Raw genomic sequence first — 23,249 nt, 5'->3', positions numbered from 1 at the left:
GTGCGGACCTGTGCGAGCAGGTCCCCACGGATCGTTTGTGTGGGCGTTGCCTGTGTGCCCGCGCCTATTGGCGAATTGCAGGTACGAAAGACTGGATCGGGATTGCGTGATCGACGGGGAGTATCCGATCACGGTCCGGTACCGGCGAGCTTTGGACGGGGTCCGCACCGGGCGGTGGGTAAACCGTTGTTATCCGATCAGTGTGGCGATTTTTTACTTGGCTGATATGAAAGGAAAGCAAATTCGAAACAAACGCCCGAGCGGTAATCCGGAGGGCGTTCGGCAAGCGAAGGCGACTGTGCTGGGGCGCCTTGTCGGGACATGGGTGATGATCGAGGGCGTGGACGAGACGGCGGAGCAGGAGGCCCGCGATATCGCGGGCGCGGAACCGGGCGTGCAGGTGACGTGCAAGCACCGGAGTCGGGTGTATCGGAACGGGGTGCTGATCGCGTCCGATCTGTCGCTGACGGAGGTTGCCGCCCACCGTGCCGACCCGGACACCGTGATCTGGGTGGATCTGGCGGCACCGACCCTGTCCGATCTGGTGGCGCTGGCCCCACTGATCGGCGGCGAGGTGGAGTTGCATCCGCTGGCCCTCGAAAACGCCGCGTCGCGCAGCCAGCGGCCTCGGCTGGTGCGCTACCGCGATCACAGCCTGTTGCACGCTCGCGCACTCCACGTCGATCCGGACACCGGCGCGCTGGGGTCGACGCGGGTCGCCGCGTTCATCCTTGCCCGGGCGCTGATCACGATCCGTTCGGACGACGGGTTCCCGGTCGATCCGCTGCTCGACGCGTGGGACGACTTGGGGGCACTCAGCGAGCACGGAGTCGGCTTCCTGGTCCACGCACTGCTCGACCAGTTGGTGGACGGCTACTTCGACGCACTCGACGACGTCGATGAACGAATCCAAGCGGTCGAGGACGAGTTGTTGGAGGGCTCCGGCCCCGTCAGATCGATCCAGTTGCAGAGCTTTTCGCTGCGCAAGGACGTGGTGATGATGTCGCGGGTCGTGTTGCCGATGAACCAGGCGTTGAGCGCGCTGCTGCGTGCCGGCGTGCACACGACGTCGGTCGAGATCGTGCCGTACTACCAGGACGTCTACGACCACGCGTTGCGCGCGACCGAACGGATCGACGGGTTGCGGGACACGATCGAGTCGATTCTCTCGACGAGTCTGGCGATGCAGGGAAACGCCCTCAACGAGATCATGAAGAAGCTCACGGCGTGGGCGGCGATCATCGCGATCCCCACCGGGGTCACCGGATACTTCGGGCAGAACATTCCGTTCCCCGGCTACTCCGAACCACTGGGCTTCTGGCTCAGCGCGGTCCTGCTGGTGGGTTTGGCGTCCGGGCTGTGGGTGAGTTTCAAGCGGCGCGGTTGGCTGTAGGCGAGGCGCGCTTGCCGGCCCGCGGCCGGAACATGGAACGGCTCGGGTGCGCACCCCCTGCGGCACACCCGAGCCGGAAAAATGATACCACTTGGTGTGTTTATGGACGAAGGACGCAAACCGCCTGTTCAGGGTTTACGGTTTCGGCCCCGCCGACAAGCGGACTAGTCTGGTTTTCGGGCGGGTGGCAGCTCGTCGGCAGACCGGCGAGCGTTACGGCTTTCGGAGGCGAGTAGCGCATGGCACGTCAACAGGAACGTGCGCGGCGGACCCGCGCTGCGATCGTGGAAGCGGCTGCAGTCGAGTTCGGGAAGCGCGGTTACGCGGCAGCTTCGGTCAACGCGATCCTGGAGGGATCCAACGCGACCAAGGGCGCGATGTACTTCCACTTCGAATCGAAGGAGGAACTCGGGCGCGCGGTGCTCGCTGCCGCGCTCGAGAAATTCAAGGAGACCACCGAGCAGTGGGTGTCCCGCAGCGACCTGGATCCGTTCGAGATCCTGCACGGACTCATCGACCGGGTGGCGCAGATGTTCCTGACGGATCCAATCGTGCGGGCCGAGTTCCGTCTGATCATCGAGCCGGAGTTCTACTCGGATGTGCAGAACGGCGGCGCGCGGGTGTGGGGGTCGTCGGCCCGCGATCTGATCGCGCGGGCGCAGCGCGAGGGTCTGGTTCGGGACGGCGCCGACACCGAGAAGTTCACCCGAGTGCTCGCGGCCAGCCTCGCGGGGCAGCGCTACATGTCGGATCTGACGGCGGCCGAGGTGGACCTGCGAGCCCGGTTCGAGGAGTCGCTCGAGGTGATCCTTGCGGGGATGGCATCGGACGCGTGGCTCGCGAGGTGGCGGGCCAAGGGTTGGCCGGCCGACGTTCCGGTGTCCACGGAGGCGTGACGACCTGGCGTTTGCGCGGTTTGATCAGGCGATTTGTGGATTGCGAAATCGGTGCCCTAAGCTATCCAAGCTCCCAACGGAACGCCGTTGGAGGTACTGGTCGGAGCAATCCGACGGGCCCCCTTCGTCTAGCGGCCTAGGACGCCGCCCTTTCAAGGCGGTAGCGCGGGTTCGAATCCCGTAGGGGGTACGCTTCACCCACTAGTGGGGAAGTACAGTTGAATAGCACTACACAGCAAGGCCCTGTGGCGCAGTTGGTTAGCGCGCCGCCCTGTCACGGCGGAGGTCGCGGGTTCGAGTCCCGTCAGGGTCGCTTGTTCCATCGGAAACGGTGGGGCGCGATAGGCATTCGGTTCGGGTGCCGTACGGCCAGGTAGCTCAGTTGGTACGAGCGTCCGCCTGAAAAGCGGAAGGTCGCCGGTTCGATCCCGGCTCTGGCCACCACATGAAGTCTTCGGACTTCGGTGAAAATGTAGTACCGCTCCGCAAGGAGCACAGCAAGGCCCTGTGGCGCAGTTGGTTAGCGCGCCGCCCTGTCACGGCGGAGGTCGCGGGTTCGAGTCCCGTCAGGGTCGCTCTTCTGTATCGGCGACGATGCAGTGCGATCCAGTCCCTGGTCACCTTTGGGTGCCAGGGACTTCGTGCTTTGCGGGGCCCTTTCCGGGCTCTCATGGAGCCCCTCGGGTGGAGGGGCCCTTCCCGTCAGTCTTCCGCGATCCGCTCGGACACCCGCCGCACCGTCGCGGCCAGCAGCGGAATCGCGCCCTGTAGTTGATTCTGATGCACCCGCCCGCGCAGCGAGATGCAGCTGGGCTGAACGTGATCGGATTCGCCGGTGAGCAGCGCGGCGCTCACCGACGACACGCCCTGGGTGTCGGTCTCCCAGGTGCGGCCGTAGCGAGTGCGGATGACGCCGATGCGCCCGTGCAGATCGCGGAGCGATTCCGCCGAGAGGATGTCGCCGTACAGGACGTCGACGTGTTCCGGGGGAAGCAGGGACAACATGGCCCGTCCCTCGCTGGTGAGATCGGCCCGGCTGCGCCCACCGACCCGCGTCGCGATGGTGTCGGCGCAGCGACCGCCGATCTTGTCCAGCCACACGACGTCGCGACCGTCGAGAACCGACAGGTGCGTGATCATGCGGGTGTGCAGGTGCAGCTGGTGCAGGTGCGGGGCGGCGGCAGCGCGGAGTTCGTCGCGCTCGTTGCTGCGCCCCAGTGCGATCGCGCGCCATCCCAGTCGGTAGCCCGTCCGGTTGTGCCGTAGCCAGTTCAGCTGCGTCAACTGGTCGAGGATGCGGTGCGTGGTGGATCGCGGGATGCTCGTGAGCTGGACGAGATCCTCCGCGGTGAGCCGGGTGCCGGCGCCGTCGAACTGGTCGAGGATCAAGGTGATGCGCTCGGCCATCGTCGGGGGGACGTCCGCGACCGCGGTCCTCACTTCGTCGTCGATGACGGTCACGGCTCCTCCAATCCCCGGCGCGATCGACTACCGGTCCATTCGTTATACCCACCGCGGCGCTGCGCAACAAGCCGAGCGCGCAGATTTCCGTCGCCGCGTTGAGCTACCCATGAGTACGGTGGGTATTCGAAAGCTATTTCGATGGTACATCTTTCACGAGAAGTGAGAACGGTGTTTCAAATCGTGCGATCGCCTGAGTTATCGTGGCGCAATGCGAGGTGACTGTGACGCGCCGATGTCGACGGCGGACATGACGGCGAGTCAGCGTGGGCGCCGCGCGGCCCTCACCGAGGCGGTGATCGAACTCCTGCAGGAGATGGAGCCCGACCGGATCCAGATGCGTGAGGTGTCCGAGCGGTCCGGCGTGGCGCTGGGCACGCTTTATCGCTATTTCCCCACGAAGGAACACCTGATGGCGGCCTCGATGGAGGCATGGAACGACAGGTTGTCCCGCAAACTCGAGGCGGAACGCAGCAAGGCCGAGGTCACCGGCGAGTCCGACGATCGCAGCGTGTGCGAGCGGGTGCTGGCGCTCTACCGCCGCCAGTTGAGGGCGTTCCAGCGGGGCCCGAACTTCGCTCGGCTCGACCTGGAGTTGACGGCGTCGTCCGATCCCTACGTCAGGCAGTCGATGCAGCGTCGCGCCCAGGGCAACCATGCCGCGACCATCGCGCTGATGGAGGGGGTCCCCGACGAGGTGTCCCGGGTCGTGATGCTGGCCGTCGACGGAACGATGCTCGCGGCGCTGTCGTTCTGGACGGCGGGTCGCATCAGTTACGCGCAGGCTGTGCGAAACGTCGAGGACGTGGTCCGTCTGGTGCTGGCCGACCATGCCTGAGCGTGCGGCGGCCTCGTGAACTGGAACAGATTCTAGTTGGCAATTCCAGGCGTTTCGGGATTCTGGCCTCGACATCTGTCGTGAATCGTCGACAAATTATGGACCCTGTTCTAATCTCAGCGCGATGGAGGTGATCGCCCGAGGGTTCGGTCGGTTCGGATGCGGCCGTGGAGGGTGCCCTCGGCTCGGATAGGGGTTCGATGGGTGACCGTCAGGTCGTCGACGTCTTCGACGACATCAGGGACCTGCTGCCGATGCTGCGTGAGCGGGCCGGGCAGGTCGAGACGGACCGGCAGATCTCCGCGGAGGTGATCGCCAGGCTCGCCGAGATCGGCTACTTCCGCCTCCTGCAGCCCGACGCCTTCGGTGGATTCGAGGCGGATCCCCGTGACTACTATGCGGCGGTCCGCTCTCTAGCCGGCGCGTGTGGGTCCACGGGCTGGGTGGCGTCGGTGATCGGTGTGCATCCCTGGCAGCTGGCGCTGTTCGATCTGCAGGCCCAGCAGGACGTCTGGGGCGCGAACCCGGACACCCTGATGTCGTCTGCGTACGCCCCGATGGGACGGGCGATCCCGTCCGACGGCGGCTTCTTCTTCTCGGGACGATGGAGCTACTCGTCCGGGTCGGCGCATGCCGACTGGGTGCTGGTCGGTGGTCTCGTCGTCGACGACGAGGACGAGCCCATCGATTTCCGTACCTTCCTGGTCCCGGCCGGCGACTACCGCATCGACGACGTGTGGCACACCGTCGGGCTGCGCGGTACCGGCAGCAACGACATCGTGATCGAGGACGTCTTCGTGCCCGACTATCGGACGCTGAGCTTCACGTCCACCGTCCGGTGCAGCGGACCGGGGCAGGCGGTCAACACCGCTCCGCTCTACCGGTTGCCGTTCTCCGCGGTCTTCTCGACGACGATCACCGCCCCCATCGTCGGCATGGCCGACGGGGCGTACTCCGCGTTCACCGCGTTCCAGGCCGGGCGAACGGCCGCCGTGAGTCCGCTGCGGTTCACCGACGACCAGTTCATGCAGGCCGCGCTCGCCGAGTCTGCGCGCGACATCGAACTGGCCGGGATGCAGTTGGAGCGCAACCTCTCCGAGATGCTGGACTTCGCGCACGCCGACGTCCGCATCCCGGTGTCGTTGCGCGTCAAGACCCGTCGCGACCAGGTGAGCGCGTCGGGCATGGCGGTCCGGGCGATCGACCGTCTGTTCGACCACACCGGCGGGGGTGGCCTGCGCACCGACACCCCCATCCAGCGTTTCTGGCGCGACGCCCACGCGGGCCGGGCGCACGTGATCAACGACCCGTACCAGCCGCTGGTGTTGTTCGGGCGCAACGAACTCGGTCGGGACATCCACGACGCGTGGGTGTGATTCTTCAGGCCGCAAGAAGTAGTGGGAGGCGAAACATGCAGTCGTACGGTGGATCCGAGAAGTGGGACGGCGAGGCGGACGTCGTGGTGGTCGGGTTCGGTGCGGCCGGTGCCAGCGCCGCGATCGAGGCGGCCGACCTGGGCGCAGACGTGCTCGTCGTGGAGCGGTTCCAGGGCGGCGGCGCGACCGCGATCAGCGGCGGAATCTACTACGCGGGCGGCGGAACCGCGCAGCAGAAGGAGGCCGGCTTCGACGACACCACGTCGGCGATGTTCGACTACCTGAAGCTCGAGACGGCGGGCGTGGTCTCCGACGAACTGCTCGAGGACTTCTGTGGGCGCAGCGTCGAGAACCTGCAGTGGCTCGAGCGGTTGGGAGTGCCGTTCGAGGGCAGCATGGCGCCGCGGAAGACGTCGTACCCCACCAACGACTACTACCTGTACTACTCGGGCAACGAGCTGGCGCCGCCCTACAAGGACGCGGCGACACCGGCCCCGCGCGGTCACCGGACCAAGGGCAAGGGAACGTCGGGCAAGGTGTTCTTCTCCGCGATGGCGAAGTCGGCCCGCAAGCGTCGCATCGACGTGCGCTGCCAGACGACGGTGACGTCGCTGATCACCGACGACGCCGGCGCGGTGATCGGCATCGAGTGTCGTGAGGTGGATCCGCGGGCCCGCGGGCGCCGCCTCCTGCACCGGGTGCTCGGGTCGCAGAACCGGAAGTGGAACCTCTACTACCGTCCGATCGGCCGCCTCATGGACGGGCCGATCCGCCGCATCGAGGAAAAGCACTCGGTGGTGCGCCGGTACCGGGCGCGCAAGGGCGTGATCCTCGCGGCCGGCGGCTTCGTCTTCAACCGGGAGATGCTCGGCGAGCACGCGCCGCGTTACCTCGGTGGCACCGGGCTCGGGACGATCGGCGACGACGGCAGCGGTATCCGGCTGGGGCAGTCGGCCGGCGGCGCCACCGACCGGATGGAACGGGTGTCGGCGTGGCGCTTCATCAATCCGCCGATCGCGATGACCGAGGGGGTGCTCGTCAACAAGGAGGGCGAGCGCATCTGCAACGAACTGTTCTACGGCGCGAAGGTCGGCGAGCACATCGCCGAGCAGACCGACGTCTCGGCGTACCTGGTCGTCGATTCCCGGGTACTTGCCGACGCGAAGCGTCAGGTTCCGGAGCAGACGCTGTGGTTCCAGCGCCTGCAGACGACGTACCTCTACACCGTGGGCCACAAGAAGGGCGCGACGGCGGAGGAGCTCGCGCGCCGCACCGGCATCGACCCGGCGGGTCTGGCGCGGACGCTCGAGCGGTACAACGCGGACCGTCGGGCGGGGGCGCCCGACGCGATGGGCAAGGACCCTGCCCACGTCACGCCGCTCGTGGATGGTCCGTTCTATGCGTTCGACTGCTCGATCCGGGTGCAGGCCGGGTTCCCGTGCCCGGTGCTCACGCTCGGCGGTCTGACGGTCGACGAGTGGACCGGGGCGGTGACCGGGGCGGACGGCGCTCCGATCTCGGGCCTGTACGCCGCCGGGCGCACCGCGGTCGGGGTGTGCTCGGAGTCCTACGTCAGCGGCCTGTCCATCGCCGACTGCGTGTACTCGGGGCGTCGGGCGGGGGCCGTCGTGGCACGGGCCGGGAGGCTCGCGTAGCCTCCGGACATGTGTCTGGCGATTTCGAATCGACCCGTCGTCGGCTGACGACCAAGCAGGCCGAGACGGTGTCTCGGCTGACTCGCTGTGCCGTGGAGGTGTTACGCGAGAACGGGTTCGCCGGATTGACCGTTCGTTTGGTGGCGAAGCAGGCCGGGGTGGCGCCCGCCACCGCGTACACCTACTTCTCGTCGAAGGAGCACCTGGTCGCGGAGGTGTTCTGGCGCAGGCTGTCCGTGATGCCGACGGATGAACCGGTCTCCGACGACCGGACCACCCGCATCGTCGAGGTGCTGCGCAGTGTCGCGCTGCTGGTCTCGGACGAGCCCGAACTGGCGGCCGCGGTCACGACCGCGCTGCTCGGCCGCGACCCCGACGTCGTGCACCTGCGGGCGCGCATCGGGCTCGAGATCCGCAAGCGGCTGCTCGACGCGATGGGCGACGAACCCGACGACGATCTCCTCGAGGCGCTCGAGATGCTGTACGCGGGCGCGCTGCTGCGGGCCGGTATGGGCTACGACTCGTACGGGCACATCGCCGACCGGCTCGAGATCTCGGCGCGGATGCTGCTGCCGTGATCTCGAGCCGACGGGGTGCGGCTCAGACGGTGTAGCCGCCGTCGACGTTGAGCTTCTGGCCCGTCACGAAACCGGCCTTGGAGCTCGCGAGGAAGCAGACGGCCTCGGCGATGTCGACCGCGGTTCCGAACTTCTGCAGCGGGATCCGGCTCATCGTGACGTCGAGCGCCCGCTGGTCCAGGCTCTGGGAGCTGATGAGGCGTTCGGCCATGCCGTCGGTGAGCATGCCGGGGCCGACCGAGTTGAAGCGGACGCCGAAACGGCCCTCCTCCGCGGCGAACCCGCGAACGAGCGCCTCGATCGCGCCCTTGGTTCCGGCCGACAGTCCGTCCCGGACAGGGTAGCGGTCGGTGGCCGCGGAGGTGACGGCGACCACCGACCCCGACGCCTCACGGAGTGCGTGCAGGCAGGCCTGCACCACGGTGAAGAACGCGGTTGCCTCGTCGTTGAGATGCGCTGCGTACGTGGACGGCTCGACCTTCGACAGGTGCACCATCGGCACGTGCGGGCCGGCCGCGTGGACCAGGATCGACAGGTCGCCGAAGTCGGCGGTGACCGCCGCGACCAGGTCGGCCAACTGCTGGGCGTCGGTCAGGTCGACGGCGTGTGCGGCGGCGCGGACGCCGAGTTCCTCGGCCTCGGCGACCACCTTGGCGGCGGCGTCGGCGTTGGACCGGTAGGTCAGGACGACATTGTGTCCCTCGGCGGCGAGTTGCCGGACGATCGCGGCTCCGATCCCGCCGGTGCCGCCGGTGACGAGGGCGGTGGTCGTCGTCGAACTCGAGGATGTGCTGCTCACTGGTGTGCTCCCTGGTTCCGTCGTTCCTTGCGAGATGTCAGGCAACCTAGCACTTGCTTGGTTTCGGACGGTTCGGTTCGGCCCACACAACGGGAAATCACCGCTCGGAACTTCAGTCGGTGAGCGTGCGTCGGCTCTCGAAGCGACGGCGGACGCCGGTGTAGGGATCGTCGAACTCGAGGCTGCGGGCCAGCAGGCGCAGCGGATCCGAGTAGTCGTCGGGGGCCACGTCGTAGAACCGTGGATAGAAGTTGTCGCCGATGATCGGGATGCCCAGCGCGCACATGTGCAGTCGCAACTGGTGGGTCTTTCCGGTGCGCGGCAACAGTCGGTAGCGGCCGACGTCGTCGTGCACGTCGATCAGCTCGATGCGGCTCTCGGCGTTCGGCTCGCCGTCCACCTCGCGGGCCTGTAACACGCCTCGTTCCTTGATGATTCGGCTCCGCACCGTGACCGGAAGCGCGAGCGTCGGATCGTGCGGGGCGAGTGCCTCGTACACCTTGGTCGCCCGTCGTTCGTCGAACAGCGACTGGTACGCCCGGCGCGCCTCCCGGCGGACCGTGAACAGCAGGACGCCGGCGGTGATCCGGTCCAGCCGATGCGCCGGGGTGAGTTCGGGCAGATCGAGGTCGCGGCGCAACCGGACCAGCGTCGATTCGACGACGTACGCGCCGCGCGGCGTGCTCGCGAGGAAGTGGGGCTTGTCGACGACGAGCAGGTTCTCGTCGCGGTGCAGGATCTCGACCTCGAACGGGACGCGCTTCTCGATCGGCGGATCGCGGTAGAGATAGAGGAACGCCCGGGGCCGGTACGCGGTGGCGTCGTCGATCGGGGCGCCGTGCTCGTCGACCACCTCGCCGGCGTCCACCTTCTCGCGCAGTCTCGCCGCATCGGACGGGAATCGGGCCAGCAGGTAGGCGAGCGCGGTGGGCCACGCGCCGTCGTCGGGCAGGCGCAGTCGGGTGGGGTTCAGTCCGTCGCGGACGGGCAGGGGAGCGGCGGGCACGCATCGACGGTACCGGCCGACGTCGGGTCAGGGTTTCGCGCAGGTCATTGACGTACGGACACCCTTACCTTACCCTTCGGTAAGTTGCGGCGTCCGCCACTCTCGAGGGGTGGGTGGTGGCGCTGCCTACTTCTCTCGCTCGTCCGGACGCACGATCGAAGTGGTTCGTCAACAACGCGCGTGGTCCGTTTCGCGGCGAGGATGCTCGCGCCGCAGGGAGTCTCGTCGAGATGCGACCCCCGGCGGCGCGCGAGAGGCGCGAGTTGCCCGTTCCGGAGTCGCCGTTCCTGCTGATCGCGCCGCACGTCGGGGTTCCGCAAATCGACTACCACGAATTCGGTGAATCCTCGGAAACTCTCAGAGAACTCTCAAGAATTTGTGTTGCGAGAGTTTTGCCACATTTCGGAACGTTAACGGCTGAGCGTGAATCGGTGATCAACTGATGATCGTGTTCGGTGTTCGTCGAGTTCGGCGGCAGGTGGCAGGAAGCGGTTTCGATGTATTACTCCGGAAATTGGGAGAGGGCCTGGCGGCTTCGACTGGTGGCTGTTCTCGTCGCGTTGATCACTTGCGTGGGCTGTGTGCTCGCTACCGCGCCGGATGCCGCTGCGGGTACTGCGCGCCAGGTCCCGCGGGGTGGCTACCAGGAGTTGTGGGTTCCTTCCTCCATGGGGGACATCAAGGTTCAGGTGCAGTGGGCATCGCGGGGCGGCAGCGCGTCGCTGTATCTGCTGGACGGTATGCGGGCACGCAACGATCGCAACGCGTGGAGCTTCGAGACGAATGCGATGGAACAGTTCGCCCTCGACAACGTCACCCTCGTGATGCCCGTCGGAGGGGAGGCGAGCTTCTATTCGGACTGGTACAACCCGAGTAATTTCAATTCTCAGCCGATCACCTACAGGTGGGAGACATTTCTTACGCGGGAACTGCCCGACTATCTCGCTAATTTCGGCGTCGACCGGACGAATACCGGCGTCGTCGGTCTGTCGATGGGTGGAACGGCCGCAATGACGCTCGCCGCCTACCATCGTGACCAGTTCCGATTCGCGGGTTCGCTGTCCGGCTACCTGAACACGACGGCGCCGGGCATGCGGGAAGCGATCCGTATCGCGATGTACGACGCGGGCCGCTACAACGCCGATTCGATGTGGGGTTTCCCGTGGGATCCGGCCTGGATGCGGAACGATCCGTTCGTCTCGGCGCCGCAACTGCAGGGCTTGTCGATGTACGTTTCCGCGGGCAACGGGATACCTGGCATGTACGACCGGCCCACAGACCTGGTCGGCTACTGGAACACGACGATGGCGATGGGCCTCGAGTTCCTGTCGATGGTCACCACGCGGGCCTTCGAGTTTCGTCTGCACACCCTGGGAATTCCCGCGAACTTCCAGTTCCGCGGCACCGGCACCCACGCGTGGCCGTACTGGTCGGGCGAGCTGTGGCAGGCGCGACCACAGATCCTGAACGCGTTGAACGCGTGGTGAAGACGTCTTGCGCGCATCCACACTTCCGCCGACCAGGTTTCCGTAGTCTGTGGCCATGACCACATGGGATGCGCGGGACATCGTCGATCAGCAGGGCCGCACGTTCGTCGTGACGGGGGCGAACAGCGGACTCGGGGCCGAGGCGGCGAAGGCGCTCGTGAAGGCCGGCGCGCACGTGATCCTGGCATGCCGCAACGTCGACAAGGGGAAGGCCGTCGCGGCTCCGCTGGGGGAGCGGGCGGAGGTGCGTCGCCTGGACCTCGCGGATCTGGCGTCCGTGCGGGAGTTCGCGGACTCCGTCGACGCGGTGGACGTGCTCGTCAACAATGCGGGTGTGATGGCGGTGCCGCTCAGTCGCACAGCCGACGGCTTCGAGATGCAGATCGGCACCAACCATCTGGGACACTTCGCGCTCACCGGCCTGCTGCTGGGCAAGGTCACCGACCGCGTCGTGACGATGTCGAGCACGATGCACAAGATCGGCAGTATCGACCTCGACGACCTGAACTGGGAGCGCCGCACGTACCGCCGTTGGCCGGCGTACGGGCAATCCAAGCTCGCGAATCTGTTGTTCACGTACGAGTTGCAGCGCAAGCTGTCCGCGGCCGGGTCGACGGTGAAGGCGCTCGCGTCGCATCCCGGGTACGCCGCGACCAACCTGCAGTCGCACACCGAGTCGATCTCGAGCAAGGTCATGGCCCTGGCCAACCCGTTCATCGCGCAGTCGGCGGAAATGGGCGCGCTGCCCATGCTCTACGCCGCGACCGTGCCCGACGCGATCGGCGGCAGCTACCTCGGTCCGTCGTCGATGTTCGAGACGCGGGGCTACCCGAAAGTGGTTTCGTCGAACCGGAAGTCGCACGACCGGAGCGTTGCGCGACAATTGTGGTCGGCGTCGGAGCAACTCACCGGCGTCACCTACGACTTCGGAGGCTGACCGCGTTGGCGATCGAGCGACTCAACCACGCCGTCCTGTTCGTGTCGGACCTGCAGCGCAGCCTGGCGTTCTACCAGGATGTGCTCGGGTTCAAGGCACTGCCGGGTGGGTTTCCCGGTGCGGCGTTCCTGCAGGCGCCGGACTCGGCGAACGACCACGACCTGGGCCTGTTCCAGAGCCCCAACCCGGTGAGCCGGGTGACGCCGGGCAATGTCGGGCTGTACCACCTGGCCTGGGAGGTCGACACGCTCGCCGGGCTCGCCGAGATGCGGGACCGGCTGCTCGCGGCCGGCGCGCTGACCGGCGCCAGCAACCACTGCTCCACCAAAGCGCTGTACGCCGCCGACCCGGACGGCATCGAGTTCGAGGTGTGCTGGCTGGTGCCGGACGAGCTCGCGATCGACGAACTCGTTCCCGCGCAGCCGCCGACGCGTCCGCTCGACATCGCCGCGGAGATCGCCCGCTACGGGGCCGACACCCACGGCGGTCCGCGTACCGACCGGCACCTGTGGGAGCGCGTGTTCGCGGCCCGCGCGCGGGGCTGAGCTAGCCCGCGAGCGTCTCGACGTCGTGAGGGGACACCCGGTTCTGCCGGGTGTTCCGGGTGTTTCGAGTCGCCGCCCGCCGTGCCGTCCAGCCGCCGACGAGCGCCAGGGCCGCGAAGCCGAACAACAAGAGCTGTGCCGAGCGCAGTTCGGTCGGTCCGCCGAGATTCACCAGCACGCCTGCCAGGGCCGCCCCGAACGCGTTGGCGATCAGCTGCACCGTGTTGATCGCCGCAGCGGCGCGGGCGCCCTCGCCGGGTTCGGCCACCGTGTTCATGGCGCCGACCGCGAGGTGTGGCCACGCGATGCCGATGCCCGCGCCGGCGAGGATCAGTCCGGCCGCCCAGAGCGCGACGCGTCCGCCGCCGGCCTGCTCGGCGAGAACCACTGCCATGAGCGTCAGTCCGCCCGCGACGAGGATCGGTCCGGTGGTCACGATTCGTCGGACCGACCGCGTTGCGGTGGCCGATGCGCTCGGAACCTCGCCCGCCGTCCACCCGAGTGCCAGTGCGGCACCGAGGAATCCGGCCACCACGGGGGCGAGCCCCGCGAGTCGCTGCCCGAACAGCGGTACGAACATCTCGACCGTCGACGCCGCCGCGAGGATCGCGATGGTCAGGTACACCCACTTCAGGGGTGATCGGGTGAACGTCGACGGTGGCAGCACTCCGTGCGGGCTGCGCCGATCCGCCGCGACGAACCACACGACCAGCGCCCCCGCGCCGACCACGGCGGCGCCGGCGACCCTGGCGTCGGACAACAGGCTGCCGACGCTCACGAGCAGGGTTGCGGCAGTGAGCAGGGTGAGCGGGACGACGGGCACCGGTGCGTCGACGCGGTCGCGTGCGCCGGTGCGCGGCGGAAGGACCATCGGTACGAGGACGCTGACGGCGGCTGTGCACACGATCAGCACGGCGAAGGCCCAGCGCCACGCGTCGAACTGCGCGAACACCCCGCCGACGGCGGGGCCCACCAGGATCCCGACACCCCACATGGTGGAGACCAGGGCGGTCGCGCGCGTCCAGAGGTGCCGGGGCAGTGCGGAGTTGATCACCGCGTAGCCGAGACCGGCGAGCAGACCGCCGCCGAATCCCTGCGCGGCACGCCCGACCAGCAGTAGTTCCATCGTGGGGCTCAGCGCACACACCGCGGTCCCGAACGCGAAGAGCGCGAGACCGATCAGGTAGGCGCCGCGGGGGCCGCGGGAGACGAGCGTCCGGCCGACGATCATCGAGGACATGACCGACGCGACGAGGAAGACGGTCGACGTCCAGGCGTAGTAGCGGAGCCCGCCGATGTCGGCGATCGCGGTGGGCAGCAGGCTGCTCGTGAGATAGACGTTGATCGCGTACAGCGCCTCGCCCCCGGCCAACACCGCGGCGACGCCGAGATGCCGACCGGTCAGCAGTTGACGCCAGGTGCCGGAGGCCTCGGTTCGGGTGGTCATGGACCCGAAGGTAGAAGCTCGAGTGCGCTCGAGGTCAAGGCGGTAGGACCCCGCAGCCGGTGCTGTGTCCGTTGTCACAGTCGCATGTCTCGGGGGCGTCACGCACGAAGGACGTCCAGGTCACGGGCGTATGCGGGGTGCTCGTAGTGGGCGGATGCCGACGGAGGTCCAAAGATCCTGGACGGTCGGGAATTGAATCTCCTCGAGGCATGTTCCATGAGTCAGTAAGACTCAACTTTGGAGGAGGCTGCGAATGCCGGCATTCTTCGGGCCCGAGGGGCCCGGGCGCATCGATATCACCCGTCTCATGAGCAACGACACTCAGTTGCTCATGGCGGAGGCCGCGCAGTTCGCGGCCGGCCGGGGTGACACGGGCCTGGACGCACTGCACATCCTGCACGTGGCCGCGGTCAAGGACCCGGTGCGCGACATGGTCAAGCGAGTGGGTGGGGACCCGGAGGCGATCTCGAAGGACGCGGAGGCGCACCTGCCCCGCGGCCGGGAGGCTGTCTCGACCTCTCCGACGGTCACGGCCGCCGGGCGCCGGGCGCTGCTCGACGCGCACCAGATCGCGCGCGCACTCGGTTCGACCTACATCGACCCCGAGCACATCTTCCTATCGCTCGTCTCGAACGGTGACTCGACGACCGGACGCATCCTCGCGTCGGCAGGCGTCACCCCGGAGTCGATGCAGTCCGCGGTGAACGCGAGTTCTGCCGAGCCGCAGCAGGAATCGGCCACGCCGACGCTCGACAAGTACGGCACGGACCTGACCGAACGAGCCCGCTCCGGCGGTGTCGACCCGGTCATCGGACGTGGCGACGAGATCGACCAGGCCATCGAGATCCTGGCCCGCCGTACCAAGAACAACCCGGTTCTGGTCGGCGAGGCCGGCGTCGGCAAGACGGCCGTCGTCGAGGGTCTGGCGCAGCGCATCGTGGACGGCGACGTCCCGGAGGTGCTGGCGGACAAGAAGATCGTCCAGCTGGATCTCCCTGCGATGCTGTCCGGCGCCCGCTACCGCGGCGACTTCGAGGAGCGTCTGACCAAGGCGGTCGACGAGATCGTCGCGCAGGACGGCCGACTCATCGTGTTCATCGACGAACTCCACACCATCGTCGGTGCGGGCGCCGGTGGCGAGGGTGCGATGGATGCCGGAAACATCCTCAAGCCCAAGCTGGCTCGCGGCGACCTGCGGGTCGTCGGTGCGACCACGCTCGACGAGTATCGCAAGCACATCGAGAAGGATCCGGCGCTGGAGCGGCGGTTCCAGCCGGTGACGGTGAACGAACCCAGCCAGGACGACGCCAAGGCCATCCTGAGTGGACTGCGCGAGCGGTACGAGGATCACCACCGCGTCAGCTACACCGACGAGGCGATCTCTGCTGCCGTCGAACTGTCGTCGCGGTACATCGCCGACCGGTACCTGCCGGACAAGGCGATCGACCTGCTCGACCAGGCCGGTGCGCGAAAGCGACTGCAGCTCGGGGCATCCAGCCCGGATGTCAAGGCACTCCAGCAGCGGATCGCGCGACTGGAGAAGGCCAAGGAGGATGCGGTGTCCGCGGAGGATTACGAGCGGGCGTCGCAGCTGCGGGACGAGATCGCGGGCGCCGAGAAGCGGCTCGCCGAGGCTCGCGCGGGTGAACCCGCGGTCGTGGAGACGCCGTCGGTGACCGCCGAGGACATCGCGGAGATCGTCGCGCGGTCCACGGGGATCCCGGCCAGCCAGATGACGCAGAAGGACAAGGAGCGTCTGCGCCGGCTGGAGGACGAACTGCACCAGCGGGTCGTCGGCCAGGAGGACGCGGTCAAGGCGATCGCACGAGCGGTGCGGCGGAGCCGGACCGGCATGGGTGACCCCCGTCGCCCGGTCGGCAGCTTCCTGTTCCTCGGACCGACCGGTGTCGGCAAGACGGAACTGGCGAAGGCGTTGGCGCAGTCGCTGTTCGGTGACGAGAGCAAGATGCTGCGGCTCGACATGAGTGAGTTCGGCGAGCGGCACACCGCGAGCCGGCTGGTCGGGGCGCCCCCGGGTTACGTCGGCTACGGCGAGGCCGGTCAGCTCACCGAACAGGTGCGGCGACACCCGTACTCGGTGATCCTGCTCGACGAGATCGAGAAGGCACACCCGGACGTGTTCAACGTGCTGCTGCAGGTGCTCGACGACGGCCGGTTGACCGACGGTCAGGGCCGAACGGTGGACTTCAAGAACACCGTGCTGATCATGACCAGCAACCTCGGGTCGGACATCATCTCGAGCAAGGGCGGGGCGCTGGGCTTCACCACCGGTGACGCCACGGCGGCCGAGAAGCCGTTGCGCGACAGGGTGATGGGCCGTCTGCGGGAGTCGTTCCGGCCGGAGTTCCTCAACCGGATCGACGAGATCGTGATCTTCCGCAAGCTCGAGGCCGAGCAGCTGCACCGGATCACCGATCTGCTGCTGAGCGAGAGCCGGGACCGGCTGCGCGCGCAGGACATCGACATCGAGTTCACTCCCGATGCGGTGGACTGGATCGCCGAGCACGGGCACCAGCCCGAGTTCGGGGCGCGGCCACTGCGCCGAACCATCGCGCGTGAGGTCGACGACCGGATCGCCGATCTGCTGCTCGACGACGTCCTGGACGCGGGCGGCCGGATCATGGTCAGGGTCACCGACGACGAACTGGACCTCGTCGTCAGCTGACCGGTAGCGAACGAGAAGGGCGGGACAGGTGAAAACCTGTCCCGCCCTTCGGCGTATCGAGGTGCGTGGCGTCAGCGAATGCGGAGTCCGTCGATGTAGATCGACGTGATCTCGCGTGCGAAGTCGGCGTTGGACTTCTGCGGTGACGCACGGAACCACCGGCTGGTGAGCCACACCGAGTCCCGCATCAGCTGGTAGAAGGTGGCCGAGTCGACGTCGCTGCGCAGTTCGCCCGACTCCTGTGCCTCTTCGATGCATTGCGTCCACAGGGTGGCCGGGAAGTCGCCCTTCTCCTCGAGGCTCGCCTCGAGCATCTGGCTTCGCATGTAGTCCGTCTCGACCTGCCAGATCGCGGTCGCGTGGCGGTGATTCTCGGCCGACTCGATCGCGACGAGCACGAGTGCTTCCAGCCGTTCGATCGGCGGCAGGGCCCGAAGGATTACCTCGCTGCACTTTTCGTACAGCTCCTCGACGTAGACCCGAATGATCTCGGTGACGATCGCGTCCTTGGATGGGAAGTAGTGGTAGAGCGTGCCCGAGTAGACGCCACAGGCGTCGGCGATCTCCCGGACCGTCGTGGCGGAGATGCCCTTGGTCGCGAAGATCTCGCCGGAACGGTCGAGTATCTGGCGCCGACGTTCCTGCGGATCCATCGCGGTTGTTCCCCCTGTAACTGGGTCGATCAGTTGTCGGTCGAGGCGCCCAATGCTACCTGCGGCCGCACAGCTCCCGCCCAACCTGGCAAGGCAATCCTACATTGATTGATCGTTTGCTCAATCTGGTGGCTTGGATCACAATGGTCCCCGAGTTGTGGCCGAGAGATCAGAAGTGGGGAGCAGTAAATGGGTGTACTCGAGGGCGACGTCGCGCTGGTGACGGGTGCCGGCCAGGGGATCGGACGTGGAATCGCGTTGGCGCTGGCTGCCGAGGGCGCGCGCGTCGCGGTCGTCGGGCGCACGCTGTCGAAGGTCGTCGACACCGCCGACGAGATCGTCCGTCGGGGCGGCGAAGCCGTCGCGCTGCAGTGCGACGTGACCGACCCCGCCCGGATCGACGCCGTGGTCGCCGAGGTGGTCGAGCGCTACGGCAGCCTGTCGATCCTGGTGAACAACGCGCAGACCCCCGCTCACGGCATGCTCCTGGATGTCAGCGAGGACGACTATCAGGGCAGCATGGATTCCGGCCCGCTGGCGACGCTCCGCCTGATGCGCGCGTGCCACCCGCACCTGAAGAGCAATGGTTCGATCGTCAACCTCGGTTCCGCGGCCGGGCTCAAGTGGGACCCGACGGGTACGGGCGCCTATGCCGCCGCCAAGGAGGCCGTGCGGGTGCTCACGCGCACCGCGGCCTGCGAGTGGGGCGCCGACGGGATCCGCGTGAACGCGGTCCTGCCGCTGGCGTCGACGCCGCTGATGGACGAATGGGCCGAACTCAATCCGGAGGCGTACGGGGAGTACCTGCGGAGCGTGCCGCTCGGACGCCTCGGCGATGCCGAGTCGGACATCGGACCGGCCGTGGTGTTCCTGTGCAGCCCCGCCGCGCGGTACATAACCGGTCATTCGCTGCCGGTCGACGGAGGACAGGCTTTCCTGAGGTAGTCGGGCCCCGAATTCTTTACCGCTCAACGGAAATCGACAGCAAAGAGCAAGCTCGCTGCTCGTACGCTGGACGAATACAGTTCCTACGGAAGGATCGCGCAATGCAGCCGGTCGAATGCGGAGCGTGCGGTAACCGCGTACTCGTCGAGAAGTACAGCTCGACGCACACCAGCACTCAGTGGGTCGAGGATGCGGAGACGGCATGCGCCGAGTTCCGTGAGGCCGCGGCCAACGGGACGCACAGCATGTACGTGCGGACGTGTGGCGCCCTGAACAAGAGCATCGACGAGGCCGTCGCGGAGGGGCGACTGGGCGAGTCGTACCGGACCGTGCCGGTCTCGGGGTCGACTGAGGAAGTTCGTCCCTACTCATAAGCACCGGAACCAGATTCTCTGGAGTTCCGAATTTTTCGACGCTGCTCGCACTTGGGCGGGAAGCGTTTCTTTCTTCGAAGGAGGCAAGATGACCGAGATTTCCGACGACGTCGAGGTCCGGGAGATCGTGGCGGGCGCCAACCCCGACCGCTTCGCTCGTGGCTGGCACTGCATCGGCCGTGCGCAGGACTTCCGTGACGGAAAGCCGCACCAGGTCAAGATCTTCGGCACCGACCTGGTCGTGTTCGAGGACAGCAAGGGTGAGCTGCAGGTCCTCGACGCGTTCTGTCGTCACATGGGTGGCAACCTCGCGATGGGCGAGATCAAGGGCGACACCATCGCCTGCCCGTTCCACGACTGGCGCTGGAACGGCAAGGGCAAGTGCACCGAGATTCCCTACGCTCGTCGTGTTCCCCCGGTCGCCAAGACCAAGGCATGGGTCAAGCTCGAGCGCAACGGCCTGTTCTTCGTCTACAACGACCCGGAGGGCAACCCGCCGCCGGCCGACGTCACGATCCCGCAGATCGAGGGCTACGACGAGGGTGGCTGGAGCGAGTGGAGCTGGAACACCTACGTCGTCGAGGGCTCGCACTGCCGCGAGATCGTCGACAACGTGGTGGACATGGCGCACTTCTTCTACGTGCACTTCCAGATCCCGACCTACTTCAAGAACGTCTTCGAGGGTCACGTCGCGACCCAGGTGATGCGCTCGGGTGGTCGTGACGACATCCAGACCGGCGTTCAGCTGGGTATGGCGGAGGCCGAGACGATCTCGGACGCGTCGTACTTCGGTCCGTCCTTCATGCTCGACACCGTCTACACGGTCGCGGGTGACATCAAGGTCGAGACCAACCTGGCCAACTGCCACTACCCGATCACGAACAACTCGTTCGTCCTGCAGTGGGGCACCATCGTCAAGCGGACCGAGGGTCTGTCGGACGAGGACGCCAAGGCGATGGCGGATCAGTTCACCGAGGGTGTCGAGCACCAGTTCAAGCAGGACATCGCGATCTGGAACCACAAGAGCCGGATCGAGAACCCGCTGCTGACCGAGGAAGACGGCCCGGTCTACCAGCTGCGTCGCTGGTACCAGCAGTTCTACGTCGACGTCGCTGACGTCACGGAGGACATGACCAAGCGCTTCGAGTTCGAGGTCGACACGACCCGCGCCCAGGAGAACTGGCGCGGCATCGTCGCGGACAACGTGGCGAAGGGTGTCAAGCCCGTCGAGCTGGTTGCGGACGTCTAAGTCCTCAGACTGCACCGACTGTGCCCCTGCCGATGATTCGGCAGGGGCACAGTTGTCTGTCAAGTGTTTTCGCTCCTCGCACGAGCAATGCGATCGGGCGCGAATGCGATCGGGCGCGCAACGACAAGAGGTGGCCCCGCCGATCGGCGGGGCCACCTCTTGTCGTTCGTACCGGTGTCAGGCGGGGATGGGGCGCAGCGTGCGGCTACTCGTCATGTGCCGCCACGTCGCGAGCGCGGCCATCCGGACCGGCGCGACCAGCGCCGAGCTGTTCATGCTCTTGGTCGGTCCGCACACGGAGATGGCGCCGACCGTGTTCTTGCCGTCGCCGATCGCGGCCGCGACGCAGGAGACGCCGACGGTCGTCTCGTCCCGGTCGTGCGCGATGCTCTGGTCGCGGATGCGGGCCAGCTCGACCCGCAGTCGCGACGGATCGCCGATCGAGTTCGGGGTGGGGCCCGCGACCGGCTGCGGCATAACGGTTTCGGCGTCGATCCGGGAGCTGGCGAGCAGCGCCTTGCCGATCGCGGTGCGGTGGGCCGGCTGGCGACCGCCGACGCGGGACGGGACCGACAGCGTGAAGCGGCCGCCGATCTTCTCCAGGTACAGCACGTCGGGTCCGTCGAGGACCGCGAGGTGGACGACGAGGCCGGTGGCGTTGTGCAGTTCGTGCATCACGGGCAGGGCCGCCTGGTGCACGCGGTCGTGGTGCTGTGCGAGCGAGCCGAGCTCGAGCATCTTCATGCCGAGTTCGTAGGCGTGGCCGTGCCGCCGGATCCAGCCGATTCGGACGAGCTGCAGCAGCATGCGGTGCGTGGACGACCGGGGGAACCCGGTGCGTCGGGACAGCTCCGACAGGGTCAGCCGTTCGGCTTCCCGGAATGCGTCCAGCAGGACCGCGACGCGGTCGATGACTGCGATGGGGGAGCTAGCGTCTGTCGTCGTCATGACGTTCTGAACCTCCAGGGTGCTCGCATTCCAGGCTGATTGAGCAAGCGTTCAATCAAGTGGTGCGAACTGTATCAGCGTGAGCCGCGTCGCTCCACCAGCACTGAGGATTCGTTTCGATTTCGGTGTCCGCTTCGGACGCGAGGAGGCCGGGTTCGCGGACTCGCGACCCGGCCTCCTAGTGGCATTCGTGCAGATCAGACCGAGATGACGTCCTGAGAGGGAGTGGTGACGGCGGAGTCCGACGATCCGGTGCGGCGACGGCGCAGCAGCGTCGTGGCGACCAGGATCGACACCACCGCGCCCGCCGCGGCCAGCAGGAACGACAGGGTGATCCCGCCGTCGGTGTAGAAGGCGTAGCCCTCGACGACCGTCGCGACGTGCGAGTTGAGCATCGCGAACGCGACGACCGGGAACACCGACGAGATCAGTGACTGCGACACCTGGACCATCGACGACATCGACGCCTGCACCGATGCCGGGACGGACGCGATCACCAGGTTGGGGATCGACGCGGTGAACGTGCCCATGCCGAGGCCGAAGATCAGGACCCAGGCCAGTAGAGGTGCCTTGTCGGTGTGCCAGAACGCGGTGAGGATCGAGGCCGCCAGCATGAGAGAGACGCCGGTGATCTTGGTCAGAGCCGGGTTGACGGTGCGGATCAGGCGACCGACGGCGAGACCGCCGATAACGCTGCCGACCCCGATGGGGGCCTGCAGGATTGCGAACTCCTTCGCGTCGATGCCGAATCCGTAACCCAGTGCGAGCGTCGCGGGCGCCATGCACATGATCGGGAGCATCGTCGTGTACAGCGTCATCGTGCCGTAGCCCATGCCTGCTGCCGAGCAGATCTTCAGCATCGGGCCGTCACGGAAGAAGCGGAGATCGATCAGCGGTTCGCGGCTGCGCAGGCTGGACACTACCCAGACGGCCAGTGCGGCGACGCCGCCGACGAGCAGTGCGAGCGTGCTGGCCGCACCCCAACCCCACGTCGGTCCGAAGCTGACGCCCATCAGCACGGCCGCCAGTCCGGCGCCCAGCAGGATCGCGCCGGCGAAATCGACACGGGCCGGGGTCCGTACGGGCGACTCGGCGGTCGTGAGCAGGATCAGCGGCAGCAGGATGATCAGGGTGATTCCGTAGAACCAGAACAGGCTGCGGAACGAGAACGCGTCGAGCAGCATGCCGGCGATGAACGGCGACGGCACGGACATCAGGCCCATCCCGGCCGCGGTGATGCTGACCGCGAGGGCGAGCGTCGACGGCGGGAAGATGTCGCGCATCAGCGAGTAGGCCAGGAACATGCACGGGATCAGGCATCCGAACAGGCCTCGGCCGATGACCAGTACCAAGTAGGTCGGTGCGAGCGCGGACATGAGTGCGCCGACGATCGCGATGGTCAAGCAGGACAGGAAGAGTCGTCGCTTGCCGTAGACGTCGGCGAGTTTCCCGGCCAGCGGGGATGCGATTGCCCCTACGAGCAGGAAGGCGGTCATCACCCACGCGAGCTGGTCGGTCTTGAAATGCTCGCCGATCGGCATGAGCGCGGTGCCGGTCATGTACGAGCTGATCGAAATGACCTCGAGAACCAGGGTCATCGCGATCAACGACATCGCCAGTCTCGGTGTCCATCCGGAGTCGGTCGCCTTCGCGCCGCCGCCTGTGAGTTCCGACATCGTCATGCCTCTCTGTGATTCACGCATCCATCCAGCCCCCACTGTGGCGCCCATTACATGGCAGGGGTCGGGGAACCGTGCAACCGGCTTCAGCTCAGCGGAACAATTCGCCCCGACTGTGAAAGCTGTTATGCCGCAATTGGATTACCGCGGATTGGAATCGGCGGCGGGTGCGCCGGGTGTCGTCGGCGCGGCGGGGGCCCGGAGGTGCGTCTTTCGGTTCGAAGCATCTTTCCGCTCATCGGGAAACGATGAAGGTGAGTCGCGTCTCACCTCCTAATGTGCGTCCGGTCACTGTTC

The 23,249-nt window shown here is 67.0% G+C and carries 20 protein-coding genes and 4 tRNA genes; 17 read left to right on the top strand and 7 right to left on the bottom strand.

The annotated features are described in order from the left end of the window. Positions 1–340 precede the first annotated feature (340 nt). The 6 genes from LCL87_RS03490 to LCL87_RS03465 all read left to right on the top strand — a co-directional run bounded on the left by LCL87_RS03490 (position 341) and on the right by LCL87_RS03465 (position 2,864). Positions 341–1,393, top strand: a complete 1,053-nt coding sequence (locus LCL87_RS03490; protein WP_225016670.1) for a magnesium transporter CorA family protein — start codon at positions 341–343, stop codon at positions 1,391–1,393. A 239-nt stretch (positions 1,394–1,632) separates the two neighbouring features. After that, a complete protein-coding gene (locus LCL87_RS03485) occupies positions 1,633–2,289 on the top strand; it encodes a TetR/AcrR family transcriptional regulator (RefSeq protein WP_225016668.1) in 657 nt (218 codons plus the stop codon). 117 nt (positions 2,290–2,406) lie between these two features. Then, positions 2,407–2,479, top strand: a tRNA-Glu gene (locus LCL87_RS03480). Between the two features lie 49 nt (positions 2,480–2,528). Beyond that, a tRNA-Asp gene (locus tag LCL87_RS03475) sits at positions 2,529–2,602 on the top strand. A gap of 54 nt (positions 2,603–2,656) precedes the next feature. Continuing rightward, a tRNA-Phe gene (locus LCL87_RS03470) sits at positions 2,657–2,733 on the top strand. Positions 2,734–2,790: 57 nt separating this feature from the next. Beyond that, positions 2,791–2,864: transfer RNA gene (locus LCL87_RS03465), tRNA-Asp, on the top strand. A gap of 127 nt (positions 2,865–2,991) precedes the next feature. On the opposite strand, the gene LCL87_RS03460 is transcribed toward LCL87_RS03465, so the two are convergent. Next, positions 2,992–3,750: a helix-turn-helix domain-containing protein gene (locus LCL87_RS03460; protein ID WP_225016666.1), complete on the bottom strand. Its 759-nt coding sequence runs from the start codon at positions 3,748–3,750 to the stop codon at positions 2,992–2,994. A gap of 235 nt (positions 3,751–3,985) precedes the next feature. Between LCL87_RS03460 and LCL87_RS03455 the strand changes: the two genes are divergently transcribed. The 4 genes from LCL87_RS03455 (at position 3,986) to LCL87_RS03440 (ending at position 8,197) form a co-directional block, all read left to right on the top strand. Next, complete coding sequence (locus LCL87_RS03455; protein ID WP_225016713.1) at positions 3,986–4,588, top strand: TetR family transcriptional regulator; 603 nt, start codon at positions 3,986–3,988, stop codon at positions 4,586–4,588. 200 nt (positions 4,589–4,788) lie between these two features. Then, positions 4,789–5,964: a 3-hydroxy-9,10-secoandrosta-1,3,5(10)-triene-9,17-dione monooxygenase oxygenase subunit gene (gene hsaA / locus LCL87_RS03450; protein WP_225016664.1), complete on the top strand. Its 1,176-nt coding sequence runs from the start codon at positions 4,789–4,791 to the stop codon at positions 5,962–5,964. 35 nt (positions 5,965–5,999) lie between these two features. Continuing rightward, entirely contained in the window at positions 6,000–7,619 is a 1,620-nt protein-coding gene (locus LCL87_RS03445) for an FAD-binding protein (RefSeq protein WP_225016662.1), read from the top strand. A gap of 11 nt (positions 7,620–7,630) precedes the next feature. After that, positions 7,631–8,197 carry a TetR/AcrR family transcriptional regulator gene (locus LCL87_RS03440; RefSeq protein ID WP_225016660.1) on the top strand — a complete coding sequence of 189 codons (567 nt, stop codon included), beginning with the start codon at positions 7,631–7,633 and terminating at the stop codon, positions 8,195–8,197. A 22-nt stretch (positions 8,198–8,219) separates the two neighbouring features. On the opposite strand, the gene LCL87_RS03435 is transcribed toward LCL87_RS03440, so the two are convergent. Both LCL87_RS03435 and LCL87_RS03430 read right to left on the bottom strand, forming a co-directional pair. After that, the gene (locus LCL87_RS03435) at positions 8,220–8,996 is read right to left on the bottom strand and encodes an SDR family oxidoreductase (RefSeq protein WP_225016659.1); all 777 of its coding nucleotides are present in this window, start codon (positions 8,994–8,996) and stop codon (positions 8,220–8,222) included. A 112-nt stretch (positions 8,997–9,108) separates the two neighbouring features. Further along, complete coding sequence (locus LCL87_RS03430) at positions 9,109–10,002, bottom strand: pseudouridine synthase (RefSeq protein WP_225016657.1); 894 nt, start codon at positions 10,000–10,002, stop codon at positions 9,109–9,111. Between the two features lie 497 nt (positions 10,003–10,499). Here LCL87_RS03430 and LCL87_RS03425 point away from each other — a divergent pair, with 497 nt between their 5' ends. From LCL87_RS03425 to LCL87_RS03415, 3 genes are read left to right on the top strand one after another with little or no spacing between them, the layout of a single operon-like run. After that, a complete protein-coding gene (locus tag LCL87_RS03425) occupies positions 10,500–11,489 on the top strand; it encodes an alpha/beta hydrolase (protein ID WP_225016655.1) in 990 nt (329 codons plus the stop codon). Positions 11,490–11,544: 55 nt separating this feature from the next. After that, a complete protein-coding gene (locus tag LCL87_RS03420) occupies positions 11,545–12,426 on the top strand; it encodes an oxidoreductase (protein WP_225016653.1) in 882 nt (293 codons plus the stop codon). Positions 12,427–12,431: 5 nt separating this feature from the next. Beyond that, a complete protein-coding gene (locus LCL87_RS03415) occupies positions 12,432–12,971 on the top strand; it encodes a VOC family protein (RefSeq protein ID WP_225016651.1) in 540 nt (179 codons plus the stop codon). Between the two features lies 1 nt (position 12,972). On the opposite strand, the gene LCL87_RS03410 is transcribed toward LCL87_RS03415, so the two are convergent. Then, positions 12,973–14,418, bottom strand: coding sequence for an MFS transporter (locus LCL87_RS03410; RefSeq protein WP_225016649.1), 1,446 nt, complete (start codon positions 14,416–14,418; stop codon positions 12,973–12,975). A gap of 253 nt (positions 14,419–14,671) precedes the next feature. On the opposite strand from LCL87_RS03410, the gene LCL87_RS03405 reads away from it, so the two are divergent. Beyond that, positions 14,672–17,104 carry an ATP-dependent Clp protease ATP-binding subunit gene (locus LCL87_RS03405; RefSeq protein ID WP_225016646.1) on the top strand — a complete coding sequence of 811 codons (2,433 nt, stop codon included), beginning with the start codon at positions 14,672–14,674 and terminating at the stop codon, positions 17,102–17,104. A 71-nt stretch (positions 17,105–17,175) separates the two neighbouring features. Here the strand turns inward: LCL87_RS03405 and LCL87_RS03400 are convergent, their stop codons facing one another. Next, positions 17,176–17,757 carry a TetR/AcrR family transcriptional regulator gene (locus tag LCL87_RS03400; protein ID WP_225016644.1) on the bottom strand — a complete coding sequence of 194 codons (582 nt, stop codon included), beginning with the start codon at positions 17,755–17,757 and terminating at the stop codon, positions 17,176–17,178. A 189-nt stretch (positions 17,758–17,946) separates the two neighbouring features. On the opposite strand from LCL87_RS03400, the gene LCL87_RS03395 reads away from it, so the two are divergent. From LCL87_RS03395 to LCL87_RS03385, 3 genes are all read left to right on the top strand, one after another. Further along, positions 17,947–18,702 (top strand): SDR family oxidoreductase, encoded by a 756-nt coding sequence (locus LCL87_RS03395; protein WP_225016642.1) that lies wholly within the window; start codon positions 17,947–17,949, stop codon positions 18,700–18,702. A gap of 101 nt (positions 18,703–18,803) precedes the next feature. After that, on the top strand, positions 18,804–19,076 hold the full coding sequence (locus LCL87_RS03390) for a hypothetical protein (protein WP_225016640.1): 273 nt from the start codon (positions 18,804–18,806) through the stop codon (positions 19,074–19,076). Between the two features lie 88 nt (positions 19,077–19,164). Beyond that, positions 19,165–20,325, top strand: a complete 1,161-nt coding sequence (locus LCL87_RS03385; protein WP_225016638.1) for a 3-ketosteroid-9-alpha-monooxygenase, oxygenase component — start codon at positions 19,165–19,167, stop codon at positions 20,323–20,325. Positions 20,326–20,502: 177 nt separating this feature from the next. Here LCL87_RS03385 and LCL87_RS03380 read toward each other — a convergent pair whose 3' ends face one another. Then, the gene (locus LCL87_RS03380; RefSeq protein WP_225016636.1) at positions 20,503–21,273 is read right to left on the bottom strand and encodes an IclR family transcriptional regulator; all 771 of its coding nucleotides are present in this window, start codon (positions 21,271–21,273) and stop codon (positions 20,503–20,505) included. A gap of 197 nt (positions 21,274–21,470) precedes the next feature. After that, on the bottom strand, positions 21,471–22,949 hold the full coding sequence (locus tag LCL87_RS03375) for an MFS transporter (RefSeq protein WP_225016634.1): 1,479 nt from the start codon (positions 22,947–22,949) through the stop codon (positions 21,471–21,473). Positions 22,950–23,249: the final 300 nt, after the last annotated feature.

The organism is Prescottella equi (genome assembly GCF_020171745.1).
Classification (GTDB): Bacteria; Actinomycetota; Actinomycetes; order Mycobacteriales; family Mycobacteriaceae; genus Prescottella; species Prescottella equi_A.
This window is presented reverse-complemented; position numbering and strand designations above follow the sequence as displayed.

Excerpts from the sequence above, each read along its gene's own strand:
- LCL87_RS03485 (WP_225016668.1), top strand. The coding sequence starts at position 1,633 with ATGGCACGTCAACAGGAACGTGCGCGGCGGACCCGCGCTGCGATCGTG.
- LCL87_RS03455 (WP_225016713.1), top strand. The coding sequence starts at position 3,986 with ATGTCGACGGCGGACATGACGGCGAGTCAGCGTGGGCGCCGCGCGGCC.
- hsaA (WP_225016664.1), top strand. The coding sequence starts at position 4,789 with ATGGGTGACCGTCAGGTCGTCGACGTCTTCGACGACATCAGGGACCTG.
- LCL87_RS03445 (WP_225016662.1), top strand. The coding sequence starts at position 6,000 with ATGCAGTCGTACGGTGGATCCGAGAAGTGGGACGGCGAGGCGGACGTC.
- LCL87_RS03425 (WP_225016655.1), top strand. The coding sequence starts at position 10,500 with ATGTATTACTCCGGAAATTGGGAGAGGGCCTGGCGGCTTCGACTGGTG.
- LCL87_RS03420 (WP_225016653.1), top strand. The coding sequence starts at position 11,545 with ATGACCACATGGGATGCGCGGGACATCGTCGATCAGCAGGGCCGCACG.
- LCL87_RS03410 (WP_225016649.1), bottom strand. The coding sequence starts at position 14,418 with ATGACCACCCGAACCGAGGCCTCCGGCACCTGGCGTCAACTGCTGACC.
- LCL87_RS03405 (WP_225016646.1), top strand. The coding sequence starts at position 14,672 with ATGCCGGCATTCTTCGGGCCCGAGGGGCCCGGGCGCATCGATATCACC.
- LCL87_RS03400 (WP_225016644.1), bottom strand. The coding sequence starts at position 17,757 with ATGGATCCGCAGGAACGTCGGCGCCAGATACTCGACCGTTCCGGCGAG.
- LCL87_RS03395 (WP_225016642.1), top strand. The coding sequence starts at position 17,947 with ATGGGTGTACTCGAGGGCGACGTCGCGCTGGTGACGGGTGCCGGCCAG.
- LCL87_RS03390 (WP_225016640.1), top strand. The coding sequence starts at position 18,804 with ATGCAGCCGGTCGAATGCGGAGCGTGCGGTAACCGCGTACTCGTCGAG.
- LCL87_RS03385 (WP_225016638.1), top strand. The coding sequence starts at position 19,165 with ATGACCGAGATTTCCGACGACGTCGAGGTCCGGGAGATCGTGGCGGGC.
- LCL87_RS03380 (WP_225016636.1), bottom strand. The coding sequence starts at position 21,273 with ATGACGACGACAGACGCTAGCTCCCCCATCGCAGTCATCGACCGCGTC.
- LCL87_RS03375 (WP_225016634.1), bottom strand. The coding sequence starts at position 22,949 with ATGTCGGAACTCACAGGCGGCGGCGCGAAGGCGACCGACTCCGGATGG.